Below are 22,658 nucleotides of genomic sequence, written 5' to 3'. Positions count from 1 at the left end.
GCCCGCGCCCCGCAGCGGCACCGGGCGCACCGGGCCGCGGACCACCGGGACCGGCCTGCGGCCCGCCAATCCCCGGCTGCTGCGGCAGCGGCTGTTCGTGTTCGTCGTCGTCACCCTGCTGGTGGCGCTCGGCATCGCGCTCGCGCAGGGCTGTCAGGGGCCCTCGCGGGGGCTCGGGCCCGACGGGTCCGACGGCACCGGGGCGGTCCGCGTCCAGCAGGCGGACCTGCGGCCGGGCGGGGCTCCGCCGTCGCTCCGGCACGACGCGGACACCGTCACCGCGCCCGAGTAGCCCCGCTCCGCCGGGCCAGGACGCCGGTTCCGCCGTCCCGCTCGCTGGGCCTGGGTCCTGTCCGCGCATTTCCGCTGCGCCGGGGCCGGACGGCGTCCGCGCAGTACCGCTCGCTGGGCCCGAACCCCGTGTCCCCGTGGTCCCGCTCCGCCGGGCCCGGATCCCGTCCGCCGGTGGGCCGTTGTCCCGGGCGGGCGTCGGTGTCGGTCCCACGCAGGCGTCGGTGTCGGTACCGGGCGGGCGTCGGTGTCGGTACCGGGCGGGCGTCTCCGTCCGTCCCGGGCGGGCGTCTCCGTCCGTCCCGGGTGGGCGTCTCCCTCCGTCCCGGGTGGGTTACGCCTCGGGGCGGCCGGTGGCGACGGCGTAGAAGGCGACGGCCGCCGCCGCGCCGACGTTGAGGGAGTCGACGCCGTGCGACATCGGGATGCGGACCCATTCGTCGGCCGCGACCAGGGCCTGGGTGGAGAGGCCGTCGCCCTCCGCGCCGAGCATCAGGGCGACGCGTTCCATCCGGTGCGGGGCGGCCTCGTCGAGGCTGCGGGCCTTCTCGTCCGGGGTGAGCGCGAGGAGCGTGAAACCGGCCTCGCGGACCGACTCCAGGCTCTTGGGCCAGCTCTCCAGGCGGGCGTACGGCACCGAGAAGACCGCGCCCATCGACACCTTGACGCTGCGCCGGTAGAGGGGGTCGGCGCAGTCCGGTGAGAGCAGGACGGCGTCCATGCCGAGGGCGGCGGCCGAGCGGAAGATCGCCCCGATGTTGGTGTGGTCGTTGACCGACTCCATGACGACGACCCGGCGGGCGCTCTGGAGCAGGTCGGCCGCCGTGGGCAGCGGCTTGCGCTGCATGGAGGCGAGCGCCCCGCGGTGCACGTGGTAGCCGGTGACCTGCTCGGCCAGCTCAGGGCGCACCGCGTAGACGGGGGCGGGGAGTTCGTCGATGACGTCCCGCATGACGTCGACCCACTTGGCCGACAGCAGCATGGAGCGCATCTCGTAGCCCGCGTCCTTGGCGCGTCTGATGACCTTCTCGCCCTCGGCGATGAACAGGCCCTCGGCGGGCTCGCGCTTGCGGCGCAGCTCGACGTCGGTCAGGCCCGTGTAGTCGCGCAGACGGGGGTCGTCGGGGTCCTCGACGGTGATGAGATCGGCCACAGGGTGATACTGCCTTGTCCTGGGTTCGGTGCCAACGGTTGGGAACGGGTGGGTTACCCGGGGTTACTTCTGGGGGTCCGATCCGGCCGGGGCGGGCCGGGCCGCGTCGGGCGGGGCACCGGCGCCCACCGCCACCACCTCGCCGACGACGATGACCGCCGGTGGCCGCACGTCCTGGGCCGTGACGGTCTCCGCGACCGTCGCCAGCGTCGCGTCGACCCGGCGCTGAGCCGCCGTCGTGCCTTCCTGGACCAGCGCCACCGGGGTGTCGGGCGACCGCCCGTGCGCGATCAGGGTCTCGGCGATGCGGCCGATCTTGTCGACGCCCATGAGGATCACCAGGGTGCCGGTCAGCGCGGCCAGCGCCCGCCAGTCGACCAGGGAGCGGGCGTCGTCGGGGGCGACATGGCCGCTCACCACCGTGAACTCGTGGGCGACACCCCGGTGGGTGACGGGGATGCCGGCCGCGCCGGGCACCGAGATCGAGCTGGAGATGCCGGGGACGACGGTGCAGGGGATGCCCGCCTCCGCGAGGGCCTGCACCTCCTCCATGCCCCGCCCGAAGACGTACGGGTCGCCGCCCTTGAGGCGGACCACGGACCTGCCCTTCCTGGCGTGCTCGATCAGCGCGTCGTTGATCGCCTCCTGCGCCATGAACCGGCCGTAGGGGATCTTCGCCGCGTCGATCACCTCGACGTGCGGCGGGAGTTCGGCGAGCAGGTCGCGCGGGCCGAGCCGGTCCGCGATGACGACGTCGGCCTCGGCGAGCAGGCGGCGCCCGCGCACGGTGATGAGGTCCGGGTCGCCCGGCCCGCCGCCGACCAGGGCGACGCCGGGGGTGCGGGTGCGGTGGTGCGGGGCGACCAGGGTGCCGTCGCGCAGTCCCTCGACGACGGCGTCCCGGACGGCCGCGGTGTGCCGGGGGTCGCGGCCGCGGGCGTCCGTGGTGAGGACGGCGACGGTGACGCCCTCGCTGTGTCCGGTGGCCGGGGTCCAGGCGGTCGCCGCGTCGGCGTCGTCGGAGCGCACGCACCACACCCGGTGCCGTTCCGCCTCGGCGGACGCGGCCCGGTTGGCGTCGGGGTCGCTGGTGGCGATCAGCGCGTACCAGGCGCCCGCGAGGTCGCCGTCGGCGTATCCGCGCCGCTCCCAGGTGATCTCTCCCGCGTCCGCCATCGCCTCGACCGAGGGGGTCGCCTCCGGGGAGACGAGCACCAGGTCCGCGCCCGCCGCGATCAGGGCCGGGAGGCGGCGCTGGGCGACCTGGCCGCCGCCGAGGACGACCACGCGGCGCCCGGACAGACGCAGACCTACCGGGTAGGCGGGATGTTCGGCCATGAGCGGGCGGCTCCTCGTACGGGCAGGGGGGAAGGGGGCTGACATGCGCATTTTAGGTCGCGTTCAGCGTACGTGGCCTGCGCGGGGGGCCTGGGCGGGGGTGCCTCGGCGAGGGCCCCGCCGATCCGGGAGGGGGCGGGAGGAGAGGGTGGGACCGGGCGGGACGGCGTGTCTGCGGGTTCCGTCCCGGGCCACGGGTCGGGGTGTCTGCGGGTTCCATCCCGGCCGACGGGGGTGCGGAACGGCCGCGACCGGATTGCCCGCGGGTCCCGTCCGGCCGACGGCAAGGGGTGGACCGGTCGTGGGGCCCATCCGGCCTCCCGCAGGGGGTGGATCGCCCGCGGGTCCCGTCCGGCCGACGGCAAGGGGTGGACCGGTCGAGGGTCTGTCCGGCTGACCACAAGGGTGGGGCCAGCCCCGGGGCCGGTCCCACCCCCCTCTGTCCTACTTCTCGGTCACGCCCGCCGAGTCGAAGGTCGCCACCTCGTGCATGGCCCGTGCCGTGCTCTGGACCAGCGGCAGGGCCAGCAGGGCTCCGGTGCCCTCGCCGAGGCGGAGGTCCAGGTCGACCAGGGGGCGCAGGCCCAGCTTGTTGAGGGCCGCGACATGGCCGGGTTCGGCGCTGCGGTGGCCCGCGATGCAGGCCGCGAGGACCTCGGGGGCGATCGCGCGGGCGACCAGGGCGGCGGCCCCCGCGCTGACGCCGTCCAGGATCACCGGCGTGCGCAGCGAGGCACCGCCCAGGAGCAGGCCGACGATCGCCGCGTGCTCGAACCCGCCGACCGCTGCCAGGACGCCGATGGGGTCGGCGGGGTCCGGCTGGTGGAGTTCGAGCGCATGCCGCACGACCTCGGTCTTGCGGGCCAGCGTCTCGTCGTTGATGCCGGTGCCCCGGCCCGTCACCTCGGCCGGGTCGGCCCCGGTGAAGACGGAGATCAGCGCGGCCGACGCGGTGGTGTTGGCGATGCCCATCTCACCGGTGAGCAGGGCCTTGTTGCCCGCCGCGACCAGGTCGCGGGCGGTCTCGATGCCGACCTCGATGGCCTTCTTGGCCTCCTCGCGGGTCATCGCGGGCCCGGTCGTCATGTCGGACGTGCCCGCGCGCACCTTGCGGGGCAGCAGGCCCGGGGTGGCCGGAAGGTCGGTGGCCACGCCGACGTCGACGACGCAGACCTCGGCGCCGACCTGGGTGGCGAAGGCGTTGCAGACCGCGCCGCCGCCGAGGAAGTTGGCCACCATCTGCGCGGTGACCTCCTGCGGCCACGGCGTGACGCCCTGGGCGTGCACCCCGTGGTCACCGGCGAAGACCGCGACGGCCGCGGGCTCCGGGATCGGCGGCGGGCACTGCCGGGACAGGCCGGACAACTGCGCGGAGATGATCTCCAGCATGCCGAGCGCCCCGGCCGGCTTCGTCATCCGCTTCTGCCGCTCCCACGCCTCGCCGAGCGCCTTGGCGTCCAGCGGGCGGATCTGCGAGACCGTCTCGCCGAGCAGGTCGTGCGGGTCCTCGCCGGGCAGCGCGCGCCGTCCGTACGTCTCCTCGTGCACGACCCACGACAGCGGGCGCCGCTTCGACCAGCCCGCCTGCATCAGCTCGGGCTCGTCCGGGAACTCGTCGACGTACCCGACGCACAGGTAGGCGATGACCTCCAGGTGCTCGGGCAGGCCGAGGGCGCGGACCATCTCGCGCTCGTCGAAGAAGCTGACCCAGCCGACGCCGAGGCCCTCGGCGCGGGCGGCGAGCCACAGGTTCTCGACGGCGAGCGCCGCGGAGTACGGCGCCATCTGCGGCTGGGTGTGCCGCCCGAGGGTGTGCCGCCCGCCCCGGGTGGGGTCGGCGGTGACCACGATGTTCACGGGGGTGTCGAGGATGGCCTCGATCTTCAGTTCCTTGAACTGCTTCGCCCGGCCCTTGGGCAGCGTCTTCGCGTACGCGTCGCGCTGGCGCTCGGCGAGTTCGTGCATGGTGCGCCGGGTGTCGGCGGAGCGGATGACCACGAAGTCCCACGGCTGCGAGTGGCCGACGGAGGGCGCGGTGTGCGCGGCCTCCAGGACGCGCAGCAGCACGTCGTGGGGGATCGGGTCGTCGCGGAAGCCGTTGCGGATGTCGCGCCGCTCCCGCATGACCTTGAGGACGGCCGCGCGTTCGGCCTCGTCGTAGCCGGGCGCGGCGGGGCCCGCGGGCTGCGTCCGGACCTCGGCGGCCGCGGCCTCCTGCTCCTCGGCGGGCTGCGGGACGGTCTGTTCCGACTCCGGGGAGCCGGGGACCAGGAGCGCCTGCTCCCCCTCGGTCACCGTGAACTCGCCGACCGGACCGCCCTGTTCGGGGTGGAGGACGGCGGGTGCGAGCGCCTCGGACTCCGGCTGCGGCCCGGCCGCGGTGTCCGCCTGGTCGGCGGGGGGCGCCGGGACCTGCTCCGCGGGCGGCTGCGCCTCCGCGGTCGGCCCGGCGGCCGGTTCCTGGCCGTCCTGCGGGGCGGGCGGCAGGTCCGCGACGGGTCCGGCCACGGCGACGGCGGGGGCGACGACGATGTCCTCGTCGTCGGCGTCCTGCACCGGCGCGTGCCCCCCGGGCTCGGCGATCGGTTCGGCGTCCGGCTGCTGGAGGGGGTGGCCCTGTCCGTCGTGCGCGGCGAGGTCACCGGGGTGGACCTGCCGGGGCACGCCGGGCGTCCCGACCGGGTACCCGGCGGGCTCGGCGGGGAGGGCGACGGGCGGCTGGGGCGCCTCCGGGGCGGGGCCCGCGGGCGCGGCCTGCGCCACCCCGACCGGCACGTCCACGGGGGCCGCGACGGGCAGCCCGACGACCGGCGCTTCGGCGAGCGCGCCGACGACCGACGCGCCGACGGGCACGGCGACCGGCTCCGCGAACTGCTGGGAGAGCGGGACGGAGGGCTGCTCGGCGATCAGGGCCGCCATCGGTTCCGTGACGGGCTCGGCCAGCGGCGCCACCGCCTCGGAGAACGGCTCCACCACGTGTGCGACGACCTCGTCCGGCCCGGCGTGCCCGGCGACGGCCTGGTCGGCGGGATCGGGGACGGGCTCGGGGACGAGCTGCACGACGGGCTCGGCGACCGGCTGGACGGCGGGCTCGGCGACCTCTTCCGCGACCAGCTCGGCCACGGGCTCCGCGACCGGCTCGCTGACGGGCTCCGCGAGCGGCTCCGCCGCGGGCTCCGCGAAAGGTTCCGTCAGTTCCGCGACGGGCTCGGCGACCGGTTCCACGACGGGCTCGGCCACCGGCTCGGCGACCGCTTCGGCCACGGGGTCCGCGACCGGCTCGGCCGCCTGCGGAACCGTCTCCTCGACGGGCGTCTGCTCGGCGGGCGTCTCGGCAGGCGCTTCGGCGACCGGCTCCGCCACGGGCTCGGCGATCGGTTCGGCCACCGGCTCGGCGGCGGGCTCGGCGATCGGCTCCGCCGCCTGCTGCGGGGTCTGCTCGGGCGCCTCGTCGGGGGTCTGCTCGGGTGCCTGCTCGGCCACCGGCTGTGCCGTCGGCTGCTCGGCGACCGGTTCCGCCGGGGCGGGGGCCGGTTCCGGCGCCGGGGGCTCCACCGGCTGCGGGACCGGCTGTCCGACCTGGCCCACCGTTCCGGCCGGCCAGGTCTCCATCGCCACCTGGGTGCGGATCGTGGCCGGGACCGGCGCCGGGGCTCCCCAGGGGGCGCCGCTCTGCGGGGGGACGTCGCGCAGCGGGGACGACTCGAGGTACTCGGGGCCGGGCGGCGGCGCGACGACGGGCTGGCGGACCGGTGCCCCGGCGGGGCCGCGGTCGGCGAGGGAGCGGACCGGGCTCGCGGAGGCGTCCGGGGTCGGCGGGCCGAGGTGCAGGGGGCGGCGGGTCGGGGCTGCGGCCAGGGTCGGGGAGGTGACGGGCGGCGGCTCGGGCAGGCGGACGCCGCCGAGGTCGACGGAACCGCTGTCGCGGCCGTCCGTCTCGTGCGGGCCCGGCTGGTGGACGGCCTCGACGACCGGTTCGGGCGCGGGCGGCGCGACCTCGTTGCCCCACGGGCTCTGGGCGCCGGGCAGCAGCAGCTGGTCTTCGTCCTGGGCGTTGGTCTCGGAGAGGTAGGCGTACGCGGCGTGGGCGGGGACGCCCGGCTGCTCCGCCGTGCCTGCGGTCTCCGGCAGTCCCTCGCCCGGGACCTGGCCGGTGTCGGTCATGCGTACCCCTCGCCCATCGGTTAGTGCTTCTGCGACCAGCTCACCGGGGACGGCGCACCGACCGCCCCCAGTGAAGAACGAGCATGCCTGCCCAGCGGCACGAACGATCCGCCGGGAAAGACGACAAAGCCATTAACTGGCATTGTCCCGGTCGTTCCCCGCCGCGTCAGCTTGATCGGCGACGGCCCGCTGTGGACTGCGCCACGTTGCGCGTCCTCCGGTTCCGCCGTACCGCACTCACCCCAAAACGGGCGTCCTTCTGGGACATTGGCCGACGAAGCGCCGGGCAGCCGAGAGCGGTACAACGATCGGCCAGCCTACCGCGCGCGGTACGACAACAGGATCACCGGTAGGGCGTAAAACAGGATCAGCGGGACAGGGCGGGGGACGGCCCCGGTCAGCGCTCGCGCTCGGGGAGCACGCCGCTGAGCAGGAACGCGACGCTCCGTTCCGTCTCCGTCCAGGCCCTGGTGTCGAGTTCGACGGACTGGAGGAGGGCGCACTCCACCCGGTACCCGTGCTCGGTGAGGTCGCGGCCGACGAGTTCGGCGGCGTCCCGGGTCGCGGCGTGGGTGACGATCCGCTGCGGGCGGCGGTCCGCGACGGCGGAGACCACCGCCGCTCCCCCGCCGCCGACGCGCACCACGTCGGGTTCCGGGAGGTTCTCCAGGACGTGCGGGGCGAGGCCCTGGACGATCTGGAGCTGGACCCCGTGCCTGCGGGCGGCGGCGTCGGCGCGGGCACAGGCGTCCAGGACCCGGTCGACGGCGATGACGGCGGCGCCCGCGCGGGCGGCCTCGACGGCGAAGGCGCCGCTGGCGCAGCCGATGTCCCAGACCAGGTCGCCGGTGCGGGGGCCGAGCCGGGCGAGCTGGGCGGCGCGCAGCAGGTCCGTCTCGCCCTCGCCGAGGGGTCCGTCGTAGCTCTCGGCGGGCAGGGTCCAGCCGCGCGGGCCGGTGCCCGGGTCGCGTCCGGCGAGCCAGCCGTTGTCGGCGGCGGCGGGGACCGGCCCGATGGCGATGACCACGTTGGGGTCGCGCCAGCCGCGGTCGGCGGCCTTGTCGGAGGTGACGACGCTGACCTGTTCGCGTTCGGTGCCCAGCTCCTCGCAGATGACGAAGGTGCGGTGGACGCCTTCGAGGAGCAGACCGAGTTCGGCGGGGCCCGCGCCGGGCGAGGTGAGGACGGCGACCTTGGCGTGGGCGCGGCAGACGTTGACCGCGCGGCGCAGGGTGCGCGGGTGGGCGACGACGACCTGGGCGTCCTCCCAGGCCATGCCGGCCCGCGCGAAGGCGGCGGCGACGGAGGAGACGGCCGGGACGACCTCCACCTCCAGGCCGTGCTCGGGGCCGCGCAGGGTGCGCACGGTGCCGAAGAAGCCGGGGTCGCCGTCGGCGAGGACGACGGCCGTGCCCCGGTGGGAGGCGATGCGGCGGGCGGCCAGGGCGACGCTGCCGAGGCGGATGCGCTCGGCGGTCCGGGGCACTTCGGGGAGTTCGAGGTGGTGGGCGGCGCCCGCGACCAGGGTGGCGGCGCCGAGGGCGGAGCGTGCCGCCGCGTTCAGGGGGGAGCCGTCCCAGCCGATCACCGTGACCCGGTCGGCCATCGTCGTCAGTCTCCAGGTCTTCGCGGGTCGTCAGGGGCCGGTGGCCCGTGCGGGGGTCTGGTGAGGGTACCGGGTGGAACTGCCGTGCGGTGCGCCGGGCCGGTCAGTTCCAGCCCGAGTAGGGGCGGAAGCCGCCGCTCCCGGCGAGTTCCTCGCCCGCGCCCGCGAGGTCCTCGGGCAGCAGGCTCCAGAGGATGTAGTCGGAGCGCAGGTCGGTCCAGCCGCCGTCCTCGGTCCTGACGTGGACTATGCAGGCGTTGCGCAGCACGCCCTCGCTGATGCAGCCGATCTTCTGGGCGACCTGCTGGGCGGCGGTGTTGTCGGCGGGGGTGCGCAGCTCGACGCGCTCGAACTTCTGCGTGGCGAACAGCCATTGGGCGGTGGCGAGGGCGGCCTCGGAGGCGTAGCCCTCGCCGCGCGCCCAGGGGGCCACGATGTAGGAGAGTTCGGTGGACCTGATCTTCCAGTCGGTTCTGGCGAGTTGGACGACGCCGACGAGCCGCTGGGTGAGGAACTCGGTGACGGCGAGGTCGACGCCGCGGCCCGAACCGCGTTGCGCGGGCGCCCGGTCGGTGACCCAGGAGCGGGCGGCGTCCTCGGTGACGGGCTGCGGGACGTCGGTCCAAGCGGCGACCTGCTCGTCGTTCATCATCTCGGTCAGCGCGGGGACGTCGTCCTCGTCGAGGGGACGCAGCACCAACCGCTCCGTGCTGATGGAGATGGTGGGGAAGGTGCTCGTCATGCGCCGCTCCGTAACCTTCGGGAAAATCCTGCGGGGACCGCGAACTGTCCAGCATGCAGCATGGAACCACCGCGCCGCACGACGGGGTCCACTCCTCGTGAGGGAGCGAACCCCGTGCGTGGGCAAGGCCGGTGGGCGCCTCGCGGGACCCTGGCCGGGTCGGCGCGGCCGGTCAGAAGGAGGCGATGACCGAGCCCTGGTACTTGTCCTCGATGAACTTCTTGACCTCGGGCGAGGTGAGGAGCTTGGCGAGCTTCTCGACCCGCGGGTCCTTCTCGTTGCCCTTCTTCACCGCGAGGAAGTTGCCGTAGGGGCTGTCCTTCGCGGACTCCAGGACGAGGGCTTCCTTCGCGGGCTTGATGCCGGACGAGATGGCGTAGTTGCCGTTGACCACCGCGGCGTCCACGTCGTCGAGGGAGCGCACCGTCTGGGCGGCCTCGACCTCCTTGAAGGTGAGCTTCTTGGGGTTCGCGGTGATGTCCTGCGGGGTCGCCTCGGAGCCGACGCCGTCCTTGAGGGTGATGAGTCCCTTGGCGGCGAGGAGCTTCAGCGAACGGGCCTCGTTGACGGTGTCGTTGGGGATGGCGACGGTCGCGCCGCTCTTGAGGGCGTCCACGCTCTTGACCTTGTGGGAGTAGAGGCCGAGCGGCTCCAGGTGGACCGTGACGACGGGCACGATGGTGGTGCCGCGCTTCTTGTTGAAGTCGTCCAGGTAGGGCTGGTTCTGGAAGTAGTTGGCGCCCACCGAGCCGTCCTGGGTGGCGGTGTTCGGCGTGATGTAGTCGGTGAACTCCTTGACCTCCAGGTCGAGTCCGGCCTTCTTCGCCAGGTGGTCCTTGACGTAGTCGAGGATCTCGGCGTGCGGGGTCGGGCTCGCGGCGACGACCAGCGGTCCGCTGTAGTCGGAGGAGGCGTCCTTGTCGGAGCCGCCGCAGGCGGAGAGCCCGAAGGTGAGGGCTCCGGCGGCGAGGACGGCGGTGGTGAGCTTGGCGGTGTTACGCACGAAAAGTGCCTTTCCATCAGGGTGGAGCGCCCCGCGGTCGGTGGTGCGGGGAGTCTTTTGGGGGAGGTGGAGCGGCCGGGTCAGACCGTCTCGGTCTCCGGCGCGGGCGCGGCGCGCAGGAACCTGAGCCGGGGCCCGGGTCCCGAGCGTCCGCCGCGGCGGTGCAGCGAGCGGGCGGCGAGGTCGCCGGCGAACTGGATGAGCGAGATGACGACGGCGAGGATCGCCACGGTGATCCACATCAGCTCGGTCTCGAAGCGCTGGTAGCCGTAGCGGATGGCGATGTCGCCGAGGCCGCCCGCGCCGACCGTGCCGGCCATCGCGGAGTAGCCGATGAGGGCGACGATCGTGGTGGTGGTGCTGGAGATGAGCGAGGGCAGCGACTCGGGGACGAGGACCTTGCGCACGATCGTCCAGGTGTTGCCGCCCATCGACTGCACGGCCTCGACGAGCCCGCCGTCCACCTCGCGGACCGCCGTCTCGACGAGCCGCGCGAAGAACGGGATGGCGCCGATGGCGAGCGGCACGATGGCGGCCTCGCGGCCGATGGTGGTGCCGGTGACGGACCGGGTGAAGCCCATCAGCGCCACCATCAGGATGATGAAGGGCATCGACCGGGCGACGTTCACGATCTGCCCGATGACCTTGTTGGCGACCGTGTTCTGGAGCAGGCCGCCCCGGTCGGTGAGGACCAGCAGGACACCGAGCGGCAGACCGCCGACGACGGCGATCAGGGTGGACCAGCCGACCATGTAGAGGGTGTCCCAACACGCCTGCGAGAGCAGGGGCTGCATCTCGGACCAGCTCACTTGGCACCTTCCTTCACCAGCGCGGGCTCCTGCCCGACGAGGTCGATCTGGAGGCCCTGCTCGCGCAGGAAGCCGACCGGGACCACGTTGTCCTCGTACCGGCCGGGCAGTTCGATGCGCATCCGGCCGACCTGGAGGCCGCCGACGGTGTCGATCGCCGCGCCCAGGATCGATATGTCGATGTTGTAGGTGCGGGAGAGCTGGGAGATGACCGGCTGGGTGGCGGCCTCGCCCTGGAAGGTGACGTCGAGGACGGTGCGGTCGTCGCCGCTGGCCGCGCCGCCGACCGGGAAGAGCGCGGCGGCCAGCTCCGAGCCCGGGGTGGCGAGCAGCTCGCCGACCGTGCCGGACTCGACGATCCGCCCGTTCTCCATCAGGGCGGCGGAGTCGCAGACCGACTTGACGACGTCCATCTCGTGCGTGATGAGCAGGACGGTCAGGCCGAGCTGGCGGTTGAGGTCGCGCAGCAGCCGCAGGATGGAGCGGGTGGTCTCCGGGTCGAGGGCGCTGGTCGCCTCGTCGGAGAGCAGCACCTTGGGGTCCCCGGCCAGCGCGCGGGCGATGCCGACGCGCTGCTTCTGCCCGCCGGAGAGCTGGGCCGGGTAGGACTTCGCCTTGTCGGCGAGGCCGACCAGGTCGAGGAGTTCCAGGGCCTTGCGGGACCGGTCGGCGCCGGAGTGGCCGAGGATCTCCAGCGGCAGCTCGACGTTGTCCTGCACCGTCCGCGAGGAGAGCAGGTTGAAGTGCTGGAAGACCATGCCGATCCGGCTGCGGGCCCGGCGCAGCTCACGGCCCGCGCGCGGACCGCGTCCGGCGAGGGCGGTGAGGTCGAGGCCGTCGACCGTCACGGTGCCCGCCGTGGGGCGTTCGAGCAGGTTGACGCAGCGGATGAGCGAGGACTTGCCGGCGCCGGACTGGCCGATCACGCCGAACACCTCGCCCTCGCGGACGTGGAGATCGACGCCGTCCAGGGCGGTGACGTCTCGTCCGCGCGAGCGGTAGACCTTGGTCAGGCCCGTTGTGGTGATCACTGGGGTTTCCGTCACTGTCGAGGGGCGGGCGTGGGTGTGCCCGATGCGGTCTCCCGCGCTCGACGCGGGTCGGGGCGCGGGGGCTTTCGGTCAGGGACGCGGCACGGTTCTCGCGGTGGCGAGGAGTGCGGGGAGAACGGGTGCGCGCGGGCGGCTTGCGTCCGGTGCGGGGCCGCACGGACACGCCACGGCGTCTCGCTTCGGGGCGCGAGCTCAGGTGGTGCGGGGGCCCTCTAGAAGGCGCGCATTCGACCCGTACAACGAGCACCGGGCGTCAGGGTCGCCTCGGTCGCAAGGGTGCGGCTGCTCGTCGTGGTCATGCGGTCAGTAAACCAGACCGGTGGTGCGGGCGGCCCGCCGCTGTCCACATGCCGGACAGCGGCGGACAGGGGTCAGGAGCGGACGGAGATCTCCACTCCCCCGTCGGTGACCAGCGCCGCCAAGGCCGACAGGTCGCCGACCACGAGGTCGGCGTCCAGCTCGGCCGCGGTGTGGGTTGTGGCCAACGCCACGGTGGTCATCCCGGCCGCGCGGCCCGCGAGGAGACCGGCGGGCGCGTCCTCGAAGACGACGCAGTCGGCCGGTGCGACGCCCAGGGCGCGGGCCGCGAGCAGATACGGCTCGGGGTCGGGCTTGCCGCGGGTGACCTCGTCGGCGGTGACCATCGTCTTCGGCAGGATGCCGACGGCGCCGAGCCGGGCCTCGGCCAGCCGCCGGGTGGCGGAGGTGACGACGGCCCAGCGGTCGGCGGGCAGCGCGCCGAGGAACTCCAGGGTGCCGGGCAGCAGCTCCACGCCCCCGCCGGGCACGTCCGCGACCTCCAGCTCCTCGATCCGCGCGACGGCGGCCGGGACGAGGTCGGCGGGCAGCAGGTCGGCGGCTATCTCGGCGGCGGGCCTGCCGTGCAGTCCGACGCGGGCGAAGTCCTCCGCGCCGACGCCGTACTCCCCGGCCCAGCGGGTCCAGCAGCGGTCCACGGAGGCGAGGGAGGAGACGAGGGTGCCGTCGTTGTCGAACAGGAGTGCTTGTGCGCGGAGGGTCATGCCCCCGACCCTACGGCGCGCGCCAGGGCCGACACCGGCGGGCCTTTCCGCCCGTAATAGGGTCGCGGCATGCTTGATGCCCTGACCGTGGTGACCGCCGTCACCGCGCTGCTGCTCGCCGCCTGGTGCGGCTGGGCCGCCTACCGCGACCAGCCGACGAAGGACTGGCACTTCATCGGGATGGCCGTGGTCTCGCTGCTCGCGGCGGTCCAGCTGGTGATCGGGGTGGTGCAGCTGGCCAGGGGCGAGGAGCCGGAGCAGGGCACGGCGATCTTCGTGGCGTACCTGCTGGGCGCTGCCGCGTGCGTCCCGGCGGCCGGTTTCATGTCGCTCGCCGAGCGCAGCCGGTGGGGTTCGGTGACGGCGGCGGCGGGCGGCGTGGTGCTCGCGGTGCTGGAAGTACGGCTGTACGACATCTGGGGAGGCTGAGATGACCGCCGTGTCGCAGGAGAGGCCCAGGAGCCTCGTCAGCGGACCGGGCATGCTGCTGGTCTGGTTCTACGGCGTGATGGTGGTCGGCGCGCTGTCGCGCTCGGTCTACGAGATCGCCACCAAGTTCGACCGGGCGCCGCTGGCGTACGCGCTGTCGGCGCTGGCCGGGCTCGTCTACGCGTTCATCACGTACTCGCTGGTGCGCGGTGGCGAGCGGGCCCGCAGGGCGGCGCTGGTGTGCTGCGCGGCCGAGCTGGCGGGGGTGCTGGTCGTCGGCACCTGGACGCTGCTCGACCCCTCGGCGTTCCCGGACTCGACGGTCTGGTCGGACTACGGCATGGGGTACGTGTTCATCCCGGTGCTGCTGCCGCTGTCGGCGCTGCACTGGCTGCGCAGGTCGGCCGCGGCGGACGCCGGACAGGGCTGAGCCCGGACGCACCGGCGCCGCGCGGGCCCTCACGGGTCGCGCGGCGCCGGTGCGTCCGAGTCCGCGACTGCGGCTGCGGCTGCGTCAGGCAGTGGTGGCCGCGTCAGGCGGTGGTGGCGAAGGCGTCCGCCGCCTTCTCCAGGACGATCATCGGTACGCCGTCGGCGCCCTCGGCGGTGCCGACCGTCTCGTAGCCGACGCGGCGGTAGAGGCGCAGGTTGTTCTCGCTGCGGTGGCCGGTGTGCAGCCGGAAGCGGGTCGCGCCGCGCTCCTGTTCGAGGGCGGACTCGGCCGCCCGGAGCAGCCGGGCGCCGATGCCGTGGCCCTGGAGGCGCGGGTGGACGCAGAGCTTGCCGATGGAGGCGGGGCCGTCCTCGTCGAGGTGGCCGCGGACCGAGCCGACGACCTCGTCGCCGAGCCGGGCCACGAAGACGCAGTCGGTGCTCACCTCGCGGCGGACCTCGTCCAGTGGTTGCACGAGCGGGTCGATGCGGTAGTTGCCGTACAGCGCCGCCTCGCGCTGGAAGCACAGGTACTGGAGCCTGAAGATCTGCTCCGCGTCCTGCTCGGTCGCCACCGAGATGGTCACGCTCATGCCCATGTGCGCACGCCTCCCGCTCACCTGATCGCCGGTTGTTCCCACTCCTATCCCCGCACCGGCCGCGCCGCAACCTCCGGCGCCGGTATTCGTCACGGACAACCCGGGCATCCGGCGTGTTCCGGGTCATGGCGCCCGTGTGAGATGGCCGACTGTCCCCGCGGCGGCGGTCCGGGAACGCGTCCGGCCGCCCGGGAGGCGACCGGGCGGCCGGTGGTCACCGCGGCGGGCGGCGTGGGCGTCAGCGGGCGAGGAAGTCGGCGCGGGCCAGCACGCCGGTGTCGGCGTTGTCGGTGAAGACGCCGTCGATGCCGGTGGCGAAGTAGGCGCGGAAGGCGCCGAACGGGTCGCCGTAGCCGTCCGCGTCGGTGCCCCTGCGGAACTCGGCCGGCAGGAACGGGTTCTCGTTGCGCATCGTGTAGGGGTGCAGGATCAGGCCGACCTTGTGGGCGTCCCTGACCAGGCTGGTCGGGGTGGCGAGGGTGCCGTCGGCCTTCCTCGGGATCACCAGGTCGAGGGTGGGGCCGATGCCCTGCGCGTAACCGGCGATCTCCCGCAGGCCCTTGGGGGTGACGAGGTCGTCGACGGTGCGCGGGTCGCCCGTCTCCACGAAGTCCCAGGGCCGGGTGCCGGCGCCGGAGAGCAGCACCACCAGCGGGTTGTCGACCAGGGTGTTGAGGCGCTGGACGCCGGTGGGCTCGAACGACTGGAGGACGACCGGCGAGTCCCGCCTGTCCTTGCCGTGCTTGTGGAGCAGCTTGGCGACCCGCTCCTCCAGGCCGAGGCCGAGCTTGCGGAAGTAGGTGGGGTGCTTGGTCTCGGGGTAGATCCACACCTGCTTGCCGCGCCTGCGGGTCTGCTCGTCCTGCCACTTCAGGACCTCTTCGAAGGTGGGGATCTCCCAGCGGCCGTCGTAGAGCCTGTTGTGCGGGCGGTTGGCCGGGATGCGCTCGGTGGCGCGCAGCGTCTTCAGCTCGGCGAGCGTGAAGTCCTCGGTGAACCACCCGGTGGTGGGGACGCCGTCCAGCGACTTGGTGGTCCGGCGGGAGGCGAACTCGGGGTGGTCGGCGACGTCCGTGGTGCCGCCGATCTCCGGTTCGTGACGGCACACCAGATGGCCGTCCCTGGTGGGCACCAGGTCGCCCGCCTCGACGATGTCGGCGCCCATGTCGAGGGCGAGCTGGTAGGAGCCGAAGGTGTGCTCGGGGCGGTAGCCGCTGGCGCCGCGGTGGCCGACGATGGTCGGTCTCGGCAGGCTCCGGAGGCCGCCGCCCGGCCGCGTCCCGGCCGCCACCGTGCCGGTGCCGAGCCCGAGGACCGCGCCGCCCGCGCCCAGCACCGCGGCGCCCAGCAGCGTCCGCCGCCCGGTGGTCCCGCCCGTCCGCTCGTCCGACCCCTGCGTCGCCATCCCGCGCCTCCTGCCGTCGTCTTCGCCGCTGCGGGCCGATCGTAGGGGCGCGCACATGACACCAGGGAGACCCCGGCGGGAACGCGCGGGTGGTTCGGGATGTCGGCTGGACGCGGTACCGGCCGGACGGCGGGGACGGCAGGGACAGCGCGTGAGCCGTGAGCCGTGCGGGGGAAACGGCGGTGTGGGCACACCTGTTCACCCTTTCGCCGCAGCGCGACCTCCGTCACACGCGCGGAGGCCGACGACGGCCCCGCCGCACGGCCTTGTCGCAGGTAAACCCGCGTCAACTTCACGTAAGACCTCGGTGAACCCGATGTGCGCGACCCCCGGAACCGCGAGTATCGTCCTCACCTGCACAGACTCATACTGCTTTCCTTGACTTTCGTTGACTTTCCTCGACACCGGAGGGCCCGTTGTCCCGCTTCGTGCTCATCAAGGCAGTGCTCGGACCGATCATGCGCCTGATGTTCCGCCCACGGGTGGAGGGCGCGGAGCGCATCCCGGGTGACGGTCCCGTCATCCTCGCCGGGAACCACCTCACGTTCATCGACTCGATGATCCTGCCGCTGGTCTGCGACCGGCAGGTCGTCTTCATCGGCAAGGACGAGTACGTCACCGGCAAGGGCTTCAAGGGCCGCCTGATGGCCTGGTTCTTCACCGGCGTCGGCATGGTCCCGGTGGACCGGGACGGTGCCAACGGCGGGGTGGCCGCGCTGATGACCGGCCGCCGCATCCTGGAGGAGGGCCGGATGTTCGGCATCTACCCCGAGGGCACCCGCTCGCCCGACGGGCGGCTGTACCGGGGGCGGACCGGCATCGCGCGGCTGACGCTGATGACCGGCGCGCCGGTGGTCCCGTTCGCCATGATCGGCACCGACAAGCTCCAGCCCGGCGGCTCGGGCCTGCCCCGGCCCGGCCGGGTGACGGTGCGCTTCGGCGAGGCGATGGAGTTCTCCCGGTACGAGGGCATGGACCGGGACCGGTACGTGCTGCGGGCCGTGACCGACTCGGTGATGACCGAGGTCATGCGACTCTCCGGCCAGGAATACGTGGACATGTACGCCACCAAGGCGAAGGCCGCCTAAGCTCTCCGAGCGGGTGCGGGCCGTGCGCGACCGACCGCGCGCGGCCCGCACCCGTCTTCTCCGGCTCCCCGGCCGCCGTCCGTCACTCCCCCGACGGGCCGCCGCCACCCGTCACTCCGCCGACGGGACACCACCGTCGCCGTCGCCGCCGTCGAGGCGTTCGTCGCGCAGCATGAACCAGGCCGCGACCGCCGTCAGCAGCAGCACCACCGCGCCCGCCCCGGCCGCAAGGCCCAGGCCGTCCACGAAGGACTGGCGGGCCGACGTCAGCAGCGCCTCGGCCGCCTGCGGCGGCATCCCCGCCGCGGCCTCCACGGCACCGCCCAGCGACTCGTGCGCTCCCTCCGGCGTGCCTACGGGGGACGCGAAGCCGCGGTAGACGCCGGTGACGATCGAGCCGAGGACGGCGATGCCGAGGGCGGCGCCGAGTTCGTACGCGGTCTCCGAGACCGCCGACGCCGAACCGGCCTCCTCGGTGGGGACGGCGGAGAGGATCACGTCGGCCGTCACCGTGAAGGAGAAGCCCGCGCCCACGCCGACGACCAGCAGCGCGGCGCCCAGCAGCGGGTAGCCGGTGGAGCGTTCGAGGGTGGTCAGGGCGGCCAGGGCGAGGCCGATCGCGGCGAGGCCGCCGGCGACCACCCAGCGGACCGAGAAGCGGCGGGCGGCGCGTCCCGCGACCAGTCCGGCCACCACCGCGCCGACGGCGGCGGGCAGTTCGGCCAGGCCCGCCTCCAACGGGCGCCTGCCCTGGACGAGTTGCAGGTACTGGGAGAGGAAGAACACCAGCCCGGCGAGGCCGAAGATGGTGAGCAGGTCGGCGAGGACGGCGCCGCTGAAGCCGCGGTTGCGGAACAGCCGCATGTCCAGCAGCGGTGTCGGCAGGGTGAGTTGGCGGCGCACGAACCCGTACAGGGCGGCGGCGCCGAGCAGGCCGACGGCGAGCGTCGTCCAGGCGAAGCCGTGGGCGGCCGCCTCCTTGACCGCGTAGACGACGCCGATCATGCCGACCAGGGAGAGGGCGACGCTCGCCATGTCCCAGGGGCCGGGGTGGGCGTTCCTCGACTCCGGCAGCAGCTTGACGCCGACCACGACCAGGACCGCCATCACCGGCAGGTTGATCAGGAAGACCGAGCCCCACCAGAAGTGTTCGAGCAGGAACCCGCCGACGATCGGGCCGACGGCGGTGCCCGCCGACGCGGTGGCGCCCCAGACGCCGATGGCGAAGCTGCGCTCGCGCGGGTCGTGGAAGAGGTTGCGGATCAGGGCGAGGGTGGCCGGCATCAGGGTCGCGCCCGCGACGCCGAGCAGGGCGCGCGCCAGGATCATCGTCCCGGGCGTCGTCGCGTAGGCGTTGAGGACGGAGAGCGCGCCGAAGGCGGTGGCGCCGATCAGCAGGATGCGCTTGCGTCCGATGCGGTCGCCGAGGCTGCCCATGGAGACCAGGAGTCCGGCGATGACGAACGAGTAGACGTCGCCGATCCACAGGAGCTGGGTGCCCGAGGGCTTCAGGTCCTCGCTGATGTACGGGGTGGCGAGGCCGAGGACGGTCGCGTCGACGGCCACCAGCAGCACGGCGAGGACGAGGACGGACAGCGCGAGCCACCGGCCGGGGCGCGGTGCCGTCCCGGTCGTCTCCGCCGGCCGCAGGGTGCTGGTCATGATTCCTCTCTCGGTGAGGCGTCCTGCCTCAGTGCGCCGCCGAGCAGCAGCTCGACGGTCATGTGCGTGAAGTCCTTGGGGGCCACCCGGCCCTCGGTCACCGCCCAGGCGCAGGCCGTCAGCAGGCCGTAGAGGGCCTCGGTGAGCCAGGCGGGGGTGAGGTCGATGCGGAAGGCGCCGGATTCCTGGCCGCGCCGGAACAGGGCGGCGATCCGGTCGTCGACGCGGGCCCAGCCGTCGTTGCGTTCGTCGCCCTCGAAGAGCTGGTTCTCGGTGTAGAGGAAGGCGATGAGCCCGGCGGCCGGTTCGGTCTCGCGGACCAGGCGGCGCAGGGCGTCGGCGGCCGGTCCCTCGTCCAGGCGGGCCGCGTCGAGGGCCGCCTCGCACTCGGCGATGCCGAGCGATTCCAGCGCTCTGACCAGGGCGTCCCGGCCCGCGAAGTGGCGGTGCAGGGTGGCGCGGCTGATCCCCGCGGCCTTGGCGACCTCGTCCATCGTGGCGGTGGATTTCCGGGTCAGCAGGGCGGCGGCGGTGCGCAGTACGTGGTCACGGTCGACAGCCATGAGACGAGAGTAACCCATGTGAGACATGAATGTCTCACCGTGGGCACGCACGCCTCATGGCTGCGGAGGGGGTGTGGTCCCGAGGGACCCGCGGGTCAGTGCCAGGGCAGGGCCGCGCGCCGCTCCCAGTAGACGTGCGGGTCCTCGACCAGGGCCGCGAGGCGCGCGAGGTGGTCCTCGTCGAGGTCGACGGCGGCCGCGTGCAGGTTGGAGACGAGCTGCGGGCTGGTGGCGGCGCCGGAGAGGACCACGCCCGCCCACGGCTGCTGGAGGATCAGCGCGAGGGCCACCGCGTCGGAGCCGTACGAGGTCTCCTCGGCGACCGCCTTCAGCGCCTCGGGCGCCTGCTCCCCGGCGAGCCTGCCGTTGGCGACGCCCTCCTTGACGATGACCGTCAGACCGGCCTCGTGGGCCTCGGCGAGCGCGGGCCCGGCCGAGGTCTCCAGCGCGTTGTACGTCGACTGGACGGTCCGGAAGAGGGGCTCGCCGTCGACCGTCACGGCGAGGGCCGCGCGGACCGCCTCGGCCTGGTCGGGGCCGCTGGTGGAGAACCCGACGGTGACCCCGCGGGCGGCGGCGTCGGCCAGCCGGGCGTGCAGTTCCTTGTCGGTGAGGGCCGGGCTGTCCGGGGTCACCGAGTGGATCTGGTAGAGGTCGAGCCGGGCACCGAGCAGCGCCTCGGTCTCGGCGCGCTGGCGCTCGTAGGTCTCCGCCGTGTGGTCCTTGACCTCGTGCCGCTCGGCGTCCGTCGACCAGTTCGCGGTGTACGTGTAGCCCCACTTGCTGCCGACGACGACGTCGTCCACCGCGGGCCGGTCGGTCAGCCAGTCGGCGAGGAACTCCTCGGAGCGGCCGTAGGAGCGGGCGGCGTCGAAGTAGCGCACGCCCTGGGCGTAGGCGGCGTCGAGGAGTTCGTGGGTGCGCTCGCGCAGCGCGGCGACGCTGCGGTCGGCCGGAAGGTCCCGCTCCCGGCCCAGATTGATGTAGCCGGGACGGCCGACGGCGGCGAGACCCAGTCCGATGTGGCAGGTGGGGGTGGTGGCTGACGCCAGTCGGGCGAAGGGCATCACGGGCTCCCGTCGGTCGGCTCCTTGCGGCTGCCCGACCAACCTACCCGCGATGCCCGCTCCCTCACTTCTTGGCTTCGGCCCACCGGTGCTGGCCCGCCAGATCGGCCTTGACCTCGGCCAACTGCACGGCGACGGCGCTCGGGGCGGTGCCGCCGCGGCCGTCGCGGGAGGCGAGCGCGCCGGGGACGTTGAGGACGGCGCGGACCTCGGGGGTGAGGTGGGCGCTGATCTTCGCGAACTGCTCGTCGGTCAGCTCGTCCAGCTCCTTGCCCTCGGACTCGGCGGCCTTGACGCACTCACCGGCCACCTCGTGCGCGACCCGGAACGGCACGCCCTGCTTGACCAGCCACTCCGCGATGTCGGTGGCGAGCGAGAAACCGGCCGGGGCCAGTTCCTCCATCCGCGCGCGGTGGACGGTGAGGGTGGCCATCATGCCGGTGAAGGCGGGCAGCAGGACCTCGAGCTGGTCGCAGGAGTCGAAGACCGGCTCCTTGTCCTCCTGGAGGTCGCGGTTGTAGGCGAGCGGCAGGGCCTTGAGGGTGGCCATGAGGCCGGTGAGGTTGCCGATCAGGCGCCCCGACTTGCCCCGGGCCAGCTCGGCGATGTCGGGGTTCTTCTTCTGCGGCATGATCGAGGAGCCGGTGGAGAAGGCGTCGTGCAGGGTGACGAAGGAGAACTCCTTCGTGTTCCAGATGATGACCTCCTCGGCGATCCGGGAGAGGTTCACCCCGATCATCGCGGTGACGAAGGCGAACTCGGCGACGAAGTCCCGGGAGGCGGTCCCGTCGATGGAGTTGCCGACGCTGCCGTGCTCGAAGCCGAGGTCCCGGGCGACCGCCTCCGGGTCGAGGCCCAGCGAGGAACCCGCGAGGGCGCCGGAGCCGTAGGGCGAGACGGCGGTCCGCTCGTCCCACTGGCGCAGCCGCTCGGCGTCCCGGGAGAGCGCCTGCACATGCGCCAGGACGTGGTGGGCGAAGAGGACCGGCTGGGCGTGCTGGAGGTGGGTGCGGCCGGGCATGGCCACGTCCGGATGGGCCTCGGCGAGACCGACCAGCGCGTCCTGGAGGTCGGCGATCAGGCCGCCGATGATCCGGGCGTGGTCGCGCAGGTACATCCGGAAGAGGGTGGCGACCTGGTCGTTGCGGGACCGGCCGGCGCGCAGCTTGCCGCCCAGGTCGGGGCCGAGCCGCTCCAGCAGGCCGCGCTCCAGGGCGGTGTGGACGTCCTCGTCGGCGACGGTGCCGGTGAAGGAGCCGTCGGCGACGTCCGTCTCCAGCAGGTCGAGCCCGGCGATCATGCGGGTCAGCTCGTCCTCGGTGAGCAGCCCCGCGGTGTGCAGCACGCGCGCGTGGGCGCGGGAACCGGCGATGTCGTAGGGGGCGAGGCGCCAGTCGAAGTGGACGGACGCGGACAGCTTGGCCAGGGCCTCCGCGGGACCGTCGGCGAAACGGCCGCCCCAGAGCCGAACGTCACCGCTGTTGCTGCTCACTCGCGTTGCTCCTCACACCGACCGGACACTGACCCGACTGCTCTGCATGAGTATGCAGAGCTTTGCATGATTCGTCAATTTGACCCGGCGGGCGGCGGGCGCGCGGAAATTCTCGCGCGTTCCGCAGGGGGCTTGAACAAACGAAACCGCTTTCCCGTACTCACCCGCGAACGGCGCCGCGTTGTCCGCACATCCCCTCCCGACCCAAGCGAGGCATCCCCATGTCCAGGGCCCTTCCGAAGTACAACAAGCGCCGCGTCGCCGTCATCGGCGGTGCCGCCGCGGTCGTCCTGTCCGGAGCGGTGATCGCCGGCAGCGCACTCGCCGGGGAGAGCTCCCGGCACGACAGCACCGCCGGGGCCCGCACCCTGGCCGCCTCCCCCGGCACCATCAGCTGCCCGGACGTCGCCTCGCGACTGCCCGCGGTCCCCGCCTCGGCGCAGGCCGAGATCGACCGCAACCTCGCCCTCCTCCAGACCCAGATCGACGAGGCGAACAAGCGCCTCGTCGACACCGTCGGCCAGGGCGGACCCAACTTCGTCGACAACGCGATCCTCGGCCCGCTGAAGGACAAGCGGGTGGCCACCATCAACCGGATGGCGACCGCCATCGGCCGCACCGCCGCCAAGCCCACCGGCCTCGACGCGCTCGCGCCCTGCGCCCTCGGCGCGGCCGGGACCGGCGCGGACACGGGCGCGGGCGACGGCGGCGCCACGGCCGCCCCGAGCCAGGAGGCCCCGG

At 73.7% G+C, this 22,658-nt stretch carries 18 protein-coding genes and 2 pseudogenes; 5 read left to right on the top strand and 15 right to left on the bottom strand.

Annotated features, from left to right (window positions below; genetic code table 11):
* Positions 1 to 292, top strand: a pseudogene (locus GA0115242_RS38110) (hypothetical protein); the annotation flags it as partial.
* A gap of 333 nt (positions 293 to 625) precedes the next feature.
* Here GA0115242_RS38110 and GA0115242_RS38105 read toward each other — a convergent pair.
* The 9 genes from GA0115242_RS38105 to GA0115242_RS38065 all read right to left on the bottom strand — a co-directional run bounded on the left by GA0115242_RS38105 (position 626) and on the right by GA0115242_RS38065 (position 13,180).
* A complete protein-coding gene (locus tag GA0115242_RS38105) occupies positions 626 to 1,444 on the bottom strand; it encodes a TrmH family RNA methyltransferase (protein WP_093836236.1) in 819 nt (272 codons plus the stop codon).
* 63 nt (positions 1,445 to 1,507) lie between these two features.
* Positions 1,508 to 2,782 carry a uroporphyrinogen-III C-methyltransferase gene (cobA, locus tag GA0115242_RS38100; RefSeq protein ID WP_093836235.1) on the bottom strand — a complete coding sequence of 425 codons (1,275 nt, stop codon included), beginning with the start codon at positions 2,780 to 2,782 and terminating at the stop codon, positions 1,508 to 1,510.
* 444 nt (positions 2,783 to 3,226) lie between these two features.
* Complete coding sequence (cobT, locus tag GA0115242_RS38095; RefSeq protein ID WP_093836234.1) at positions 3,227 to 6,946, bottom strand: nicotinate-nucleotide--dimethylbenzimidazole phosphoribosyltransferase; 3,720 nt, start codon at positions 6,944 to 6,946, stop codon at positions 3,227 to 3,229.
* Positions 6,947 to 7,343: 397 nt separating this feature from the next.
* Positions 7,344 to 8,552: a precorrin-6y C5,15-methyltransferase (decarboxylating) subunit CbiE gene (gene cbiE, locus GA0115242_RS38090; protein ID WP_093836233.1), complete on the bottom strand. Its 1,209-nt coding sequence runs from the start codon at positions 8,550 to 8,552 to the stop codon at positions 7,344 to 7,346.
* Between the two features lie 103 nt (positions 8,553 to 8,655).
* Positions 8,656 to 9,294, bottom strand: a complete 639-nt coding sequence (locus GA0115242_RS38085) for a GNAT family N-acetyltransferase (protein ID WP_093836232.1) — start codon at positions 9,292 to 9,294, stop codon at positions 8,656 to 8,658.
* 172 nt (positions 9,295 to 9,466) lie between these two features.
* The gene (locus GA0115242_RS38080; protein ID WP_093836231.1) at positions 9,467 to 10,297 is read right to left on the bottom strand and encodes a MetQ/NlpA family ABC transporter substrate-binding protein; all 831 of its coding nucleotides are present in this window, start codon (positions 10,295 to 10,297) and stop codon (positions 9,467 to 9,469) included.
* 80 nt (positions 10,298 to 10,377) lie between these two features.
* On the bottom strand, positions 10,378 to 11,106 hold the full coding sequence (locus tag GA0115242_RS38075; protein WP_093836230.1) for a methionine ABC transporter permease: 729 nt from the start codon (positions 11,104 to 11,106) through the stop codon (positions 10,378 to 10,380).
* Positions 11,103 to 12,137, bottom strand: a complete 1,035-nt coding sequence (locus GA0115242_RS38070; protein ID WP_161353495.1) for a methionine ABC transporter ATP-binding protein — start codon at positions 12,135 to 12,137, stop codon at positions 11,103 to 11,105. The genes GA0115242_RS38075 and GA0115242_RS38070 overlap by 4 nt, the downstream gene beginning before the upstream one ends.
* Before the next feature lie 392 nt (positions 12,138 to 12,529).
* Positions 12,530 to 13,180, bottom strand: a complete 651-nt coding sequence (locus tag GA0115242_RS38065) for an HAD family hydrolase (RefSeq protein ID WP_093836228.1) — start codon at positions 13,178 to 13,180, stop codon at positions 12,530 to 12,532.
* 69 nt (positions 13,181 to 13,249) lie between these two features.
* On the opposite strand from GA0115242_RS38065, the gene GA0115242_RS38060 reads away from it, so the two are divergent.
* Positions 13,250 to 13,609, top strand: coding sequence for a hypothetical protein (locus GA0115242_RS38060; protein ID WP_093836227.1), 360 nt, complete (start codon positions 13,250 to 13,252; stop codon positions 13,607 to 13,609).
* A 1-nt stretch (position 13,610) separates the two neighbouring features.
* The gene (locus GA0115242_RS38055) at positions 13,611 to 14,039 is read left to right on the top strand and encodes a hypothetical protein (RefSeq protein WP_093836226.1); all 429 of its coding nucleotides are present in this window, start codon (positions 13,611 to 13,613) and stop codon (positions 14,037 to 14,039) included.
* 103 nt (positions 14,040 to 14,142) lie between these two features.
* Here GA0115242_RS38055 and GA0115242_RS38050 read toward each other — a convergent pair whose 3' ends face one another.
* Positions 14,143 to 14,640, bottom strand: coding sequence for a GNAT family N-acetyltransferase (locus tag GA0115242_RS38050; protein ID WP_093836225.1), 498 nt, complete (start codon positions 14,638 to 14,640; stop codon positions 14,143 to 14,145).
* Between the two features lie 238 nt (positions 14,641 to 14,878).
* Positions 14,879 to 16,045 (bottom strand): glycerophosphodiester phosphodiesterase, encoded by a 1,167-nt coding sequence (locus GA0115242_RS38045; protein WP_093836224.1) that lies wholly within the window; start codon positions 16,043 to 16,045, stop codon positions 14,879 to 14,881.
* 416 nt (positions 16,046 to 16,461) lie between these two features.
* On the opposite strand from GA0115242_RS38045, the gene GA0115242_RS38040 reads away from it, so the two are divergent.
* Complete coding sequence (locus GA0115242_RS38040; RefSeq protein WP_093836223.1) at positions 16,462 to 17,133, top strand: lysophospholipid acyltransferase family protein; 672 nt, start codon at positions 16,462 to 16,464, stop codon at positions 17,131 to 17,133.
* Between the two features lie 111 nt (positions 17,134 to 17,244).
* Here GA0115242_RS38040 and GA0115242_RS38035 read toward each other — a convergent pair whose 3' ends face one another.
* The 4 genes from GA0115242_RS38035 to argH form a co-directional block, all read right to left on the bottom strand.
* Complete coding sequence (locus GA0115242_RS38035; protein ID WP_093836222.1) at positions 17,245 to 18,795, bottom strand: MFS transporter; 1,551 nt, start codon at positions 18,793 to 18,795, stop codon at positions 17,245 to 17,247.
* Positions 18,792 to 19,358: a TetR/AcrR family transcriptional regulator gene (locus GA0115242_RS38030; protein WP_176729997.1), complete on the bottom strand. Its 567-nt coding sequence runs from the start codon at positions 19,356 to 19,358 to the stop codon at positions 18,792 to 18,794. The genes GA0115242_RS38035 and GA0115242_RS38030 overlap by 4 nt, the downstream gene beginning before the upstream one ends.
* Before the next feature lie 95 nt (positions 19,359 to 19,453).
* Positions 19,454 to 20,425, bottom strand: coding sequence for an aldo/keto reductase (locus GA0115242_RS38025; protein ID WP_093836220.1), 972 nt, complete (start codon positions 20,423 to 20,425; stop codon positions 19,454 to 19,456).
* A gap of 64 nt (positions 20,426 to 20,489) precedes the next feature.
* Positions 20,490 to 21,917: an argininosuccinate lyase gene (gene argH, locus GA0115242_RS38020; protein WP_093836219.1), complete on the bottom strand. Its 1,428-nt coding sequence runs from the start codon at positions 21,915 to 21,917 to the stop codon at positions 20,490 to 20,492.
* A 221-nt stretch (positions 21,918 to 22,138) separates the two neighbouring features.
* Between argH and GA0115242_RS38015 the strand changes: the two are divergent.
* Positions 22,139 to 22,658, top strand: a pseudogene (locus GA0115242_RS38015) (hypothetical protein); the annotation flags it as partial.

This window comes from Streptomyces sp. SolWspMP-5a-2 (genome assembly GCF_900091845.1).
Taxonomy (GTDB): domain Bacteria; phylum Actinomycetota; class Actinomycetes; order Streptomycetales; family Streptomycetaceae; genus Streptomyces; species Streptomyces doudnae.
The sequence above is the reverse complement of the archived record's forward strand: the minus strand, read 5'-3'. Positions and strand labels throughout refer to the sequence as shown.

Coding starts and splice junctions, on each gene's coding strand:
- GA0115242_RS38050 (WP_093836225.1), bottom strand. CDS start 14,640: ATGGGCATGAGCGTGACCATCTCGGTGGCGACCGAGCAGGACGCGGAG.
- GA0115242_RS38030 (WP_176729997.1), bottom strand. CDS start 19,358: ATGGCTGTCGACCGTGACCACGTACTGCGCACCGCCGCCGCCCTGCTG.
- GA0115242_RS38085 (WP_093836232.1), bottom strand. CDS start 9,294: ATGACGAGCACCTTCCCCACCATCTCCATCAGCACGGAGCGGTTGGTG.
- GA0115242_RS38045 (WP_093836224.1), bottom strand. CDS start 16,045: ATGGCGACGCAGGGGTCGGACGAGCGGACGGGCGGGACCACCGGGCGG.
- cobA (WP_093836235.1), bottom strand. CDS start 2,782: ATGGCCGAACATCCCGCCTACCCGGTAGGTCTGCGTCTGTCCGGGCGC.
- GA0115242_RS38055 (WP_093836226.1), top strand. CDS start 13,611: ATGACCGCCGTGTCGCAGGAGAGGCCCAGGAGCCTCGTCAGCGGACCG.
- cbiE (WP_093836233.1), bottom strand. CDS start 8,552: ATGGCCGACCGGGTCACGGTGATCGGCTGGGACGGCTCCCCCCTGAAC.
- cobT (WP_093836234.1), bottom strand. CDS start 6,946: ATGACCGACACCGGCCAGGTCCCGGGCGAGGGACTGCCGGAGACCGCA.
- GA0115242_RS38025 (WP_093836220.1), bottom strand. CDS start 20,425: ATGCCCTTCGCCCGACTGGCGTCAGCCACCACCCCCACCTGCCACATC.
- GA0115242_RS38060 (WP_093836227.1), top strand. CDS start 13,250: ATGCTTGATGCCCTGACCGTGGTGACCGCCGTCACCGCGCTGCTGCTC.
- GA0115242_RS38035 (WP_093836222.1), bottom strand. CDS start 18,795: ATGACCAGCACCCTGCGGCCGGCGGAGACGACCGGGACGGCACCGCGC.
- GA0115242_RS38065 (WP_093836228.1), bottom strand. CDS start 13,180: ATGACCCTCCGCGCACAAGCACTCCTGTTCGACAACGACGGCACCCTC.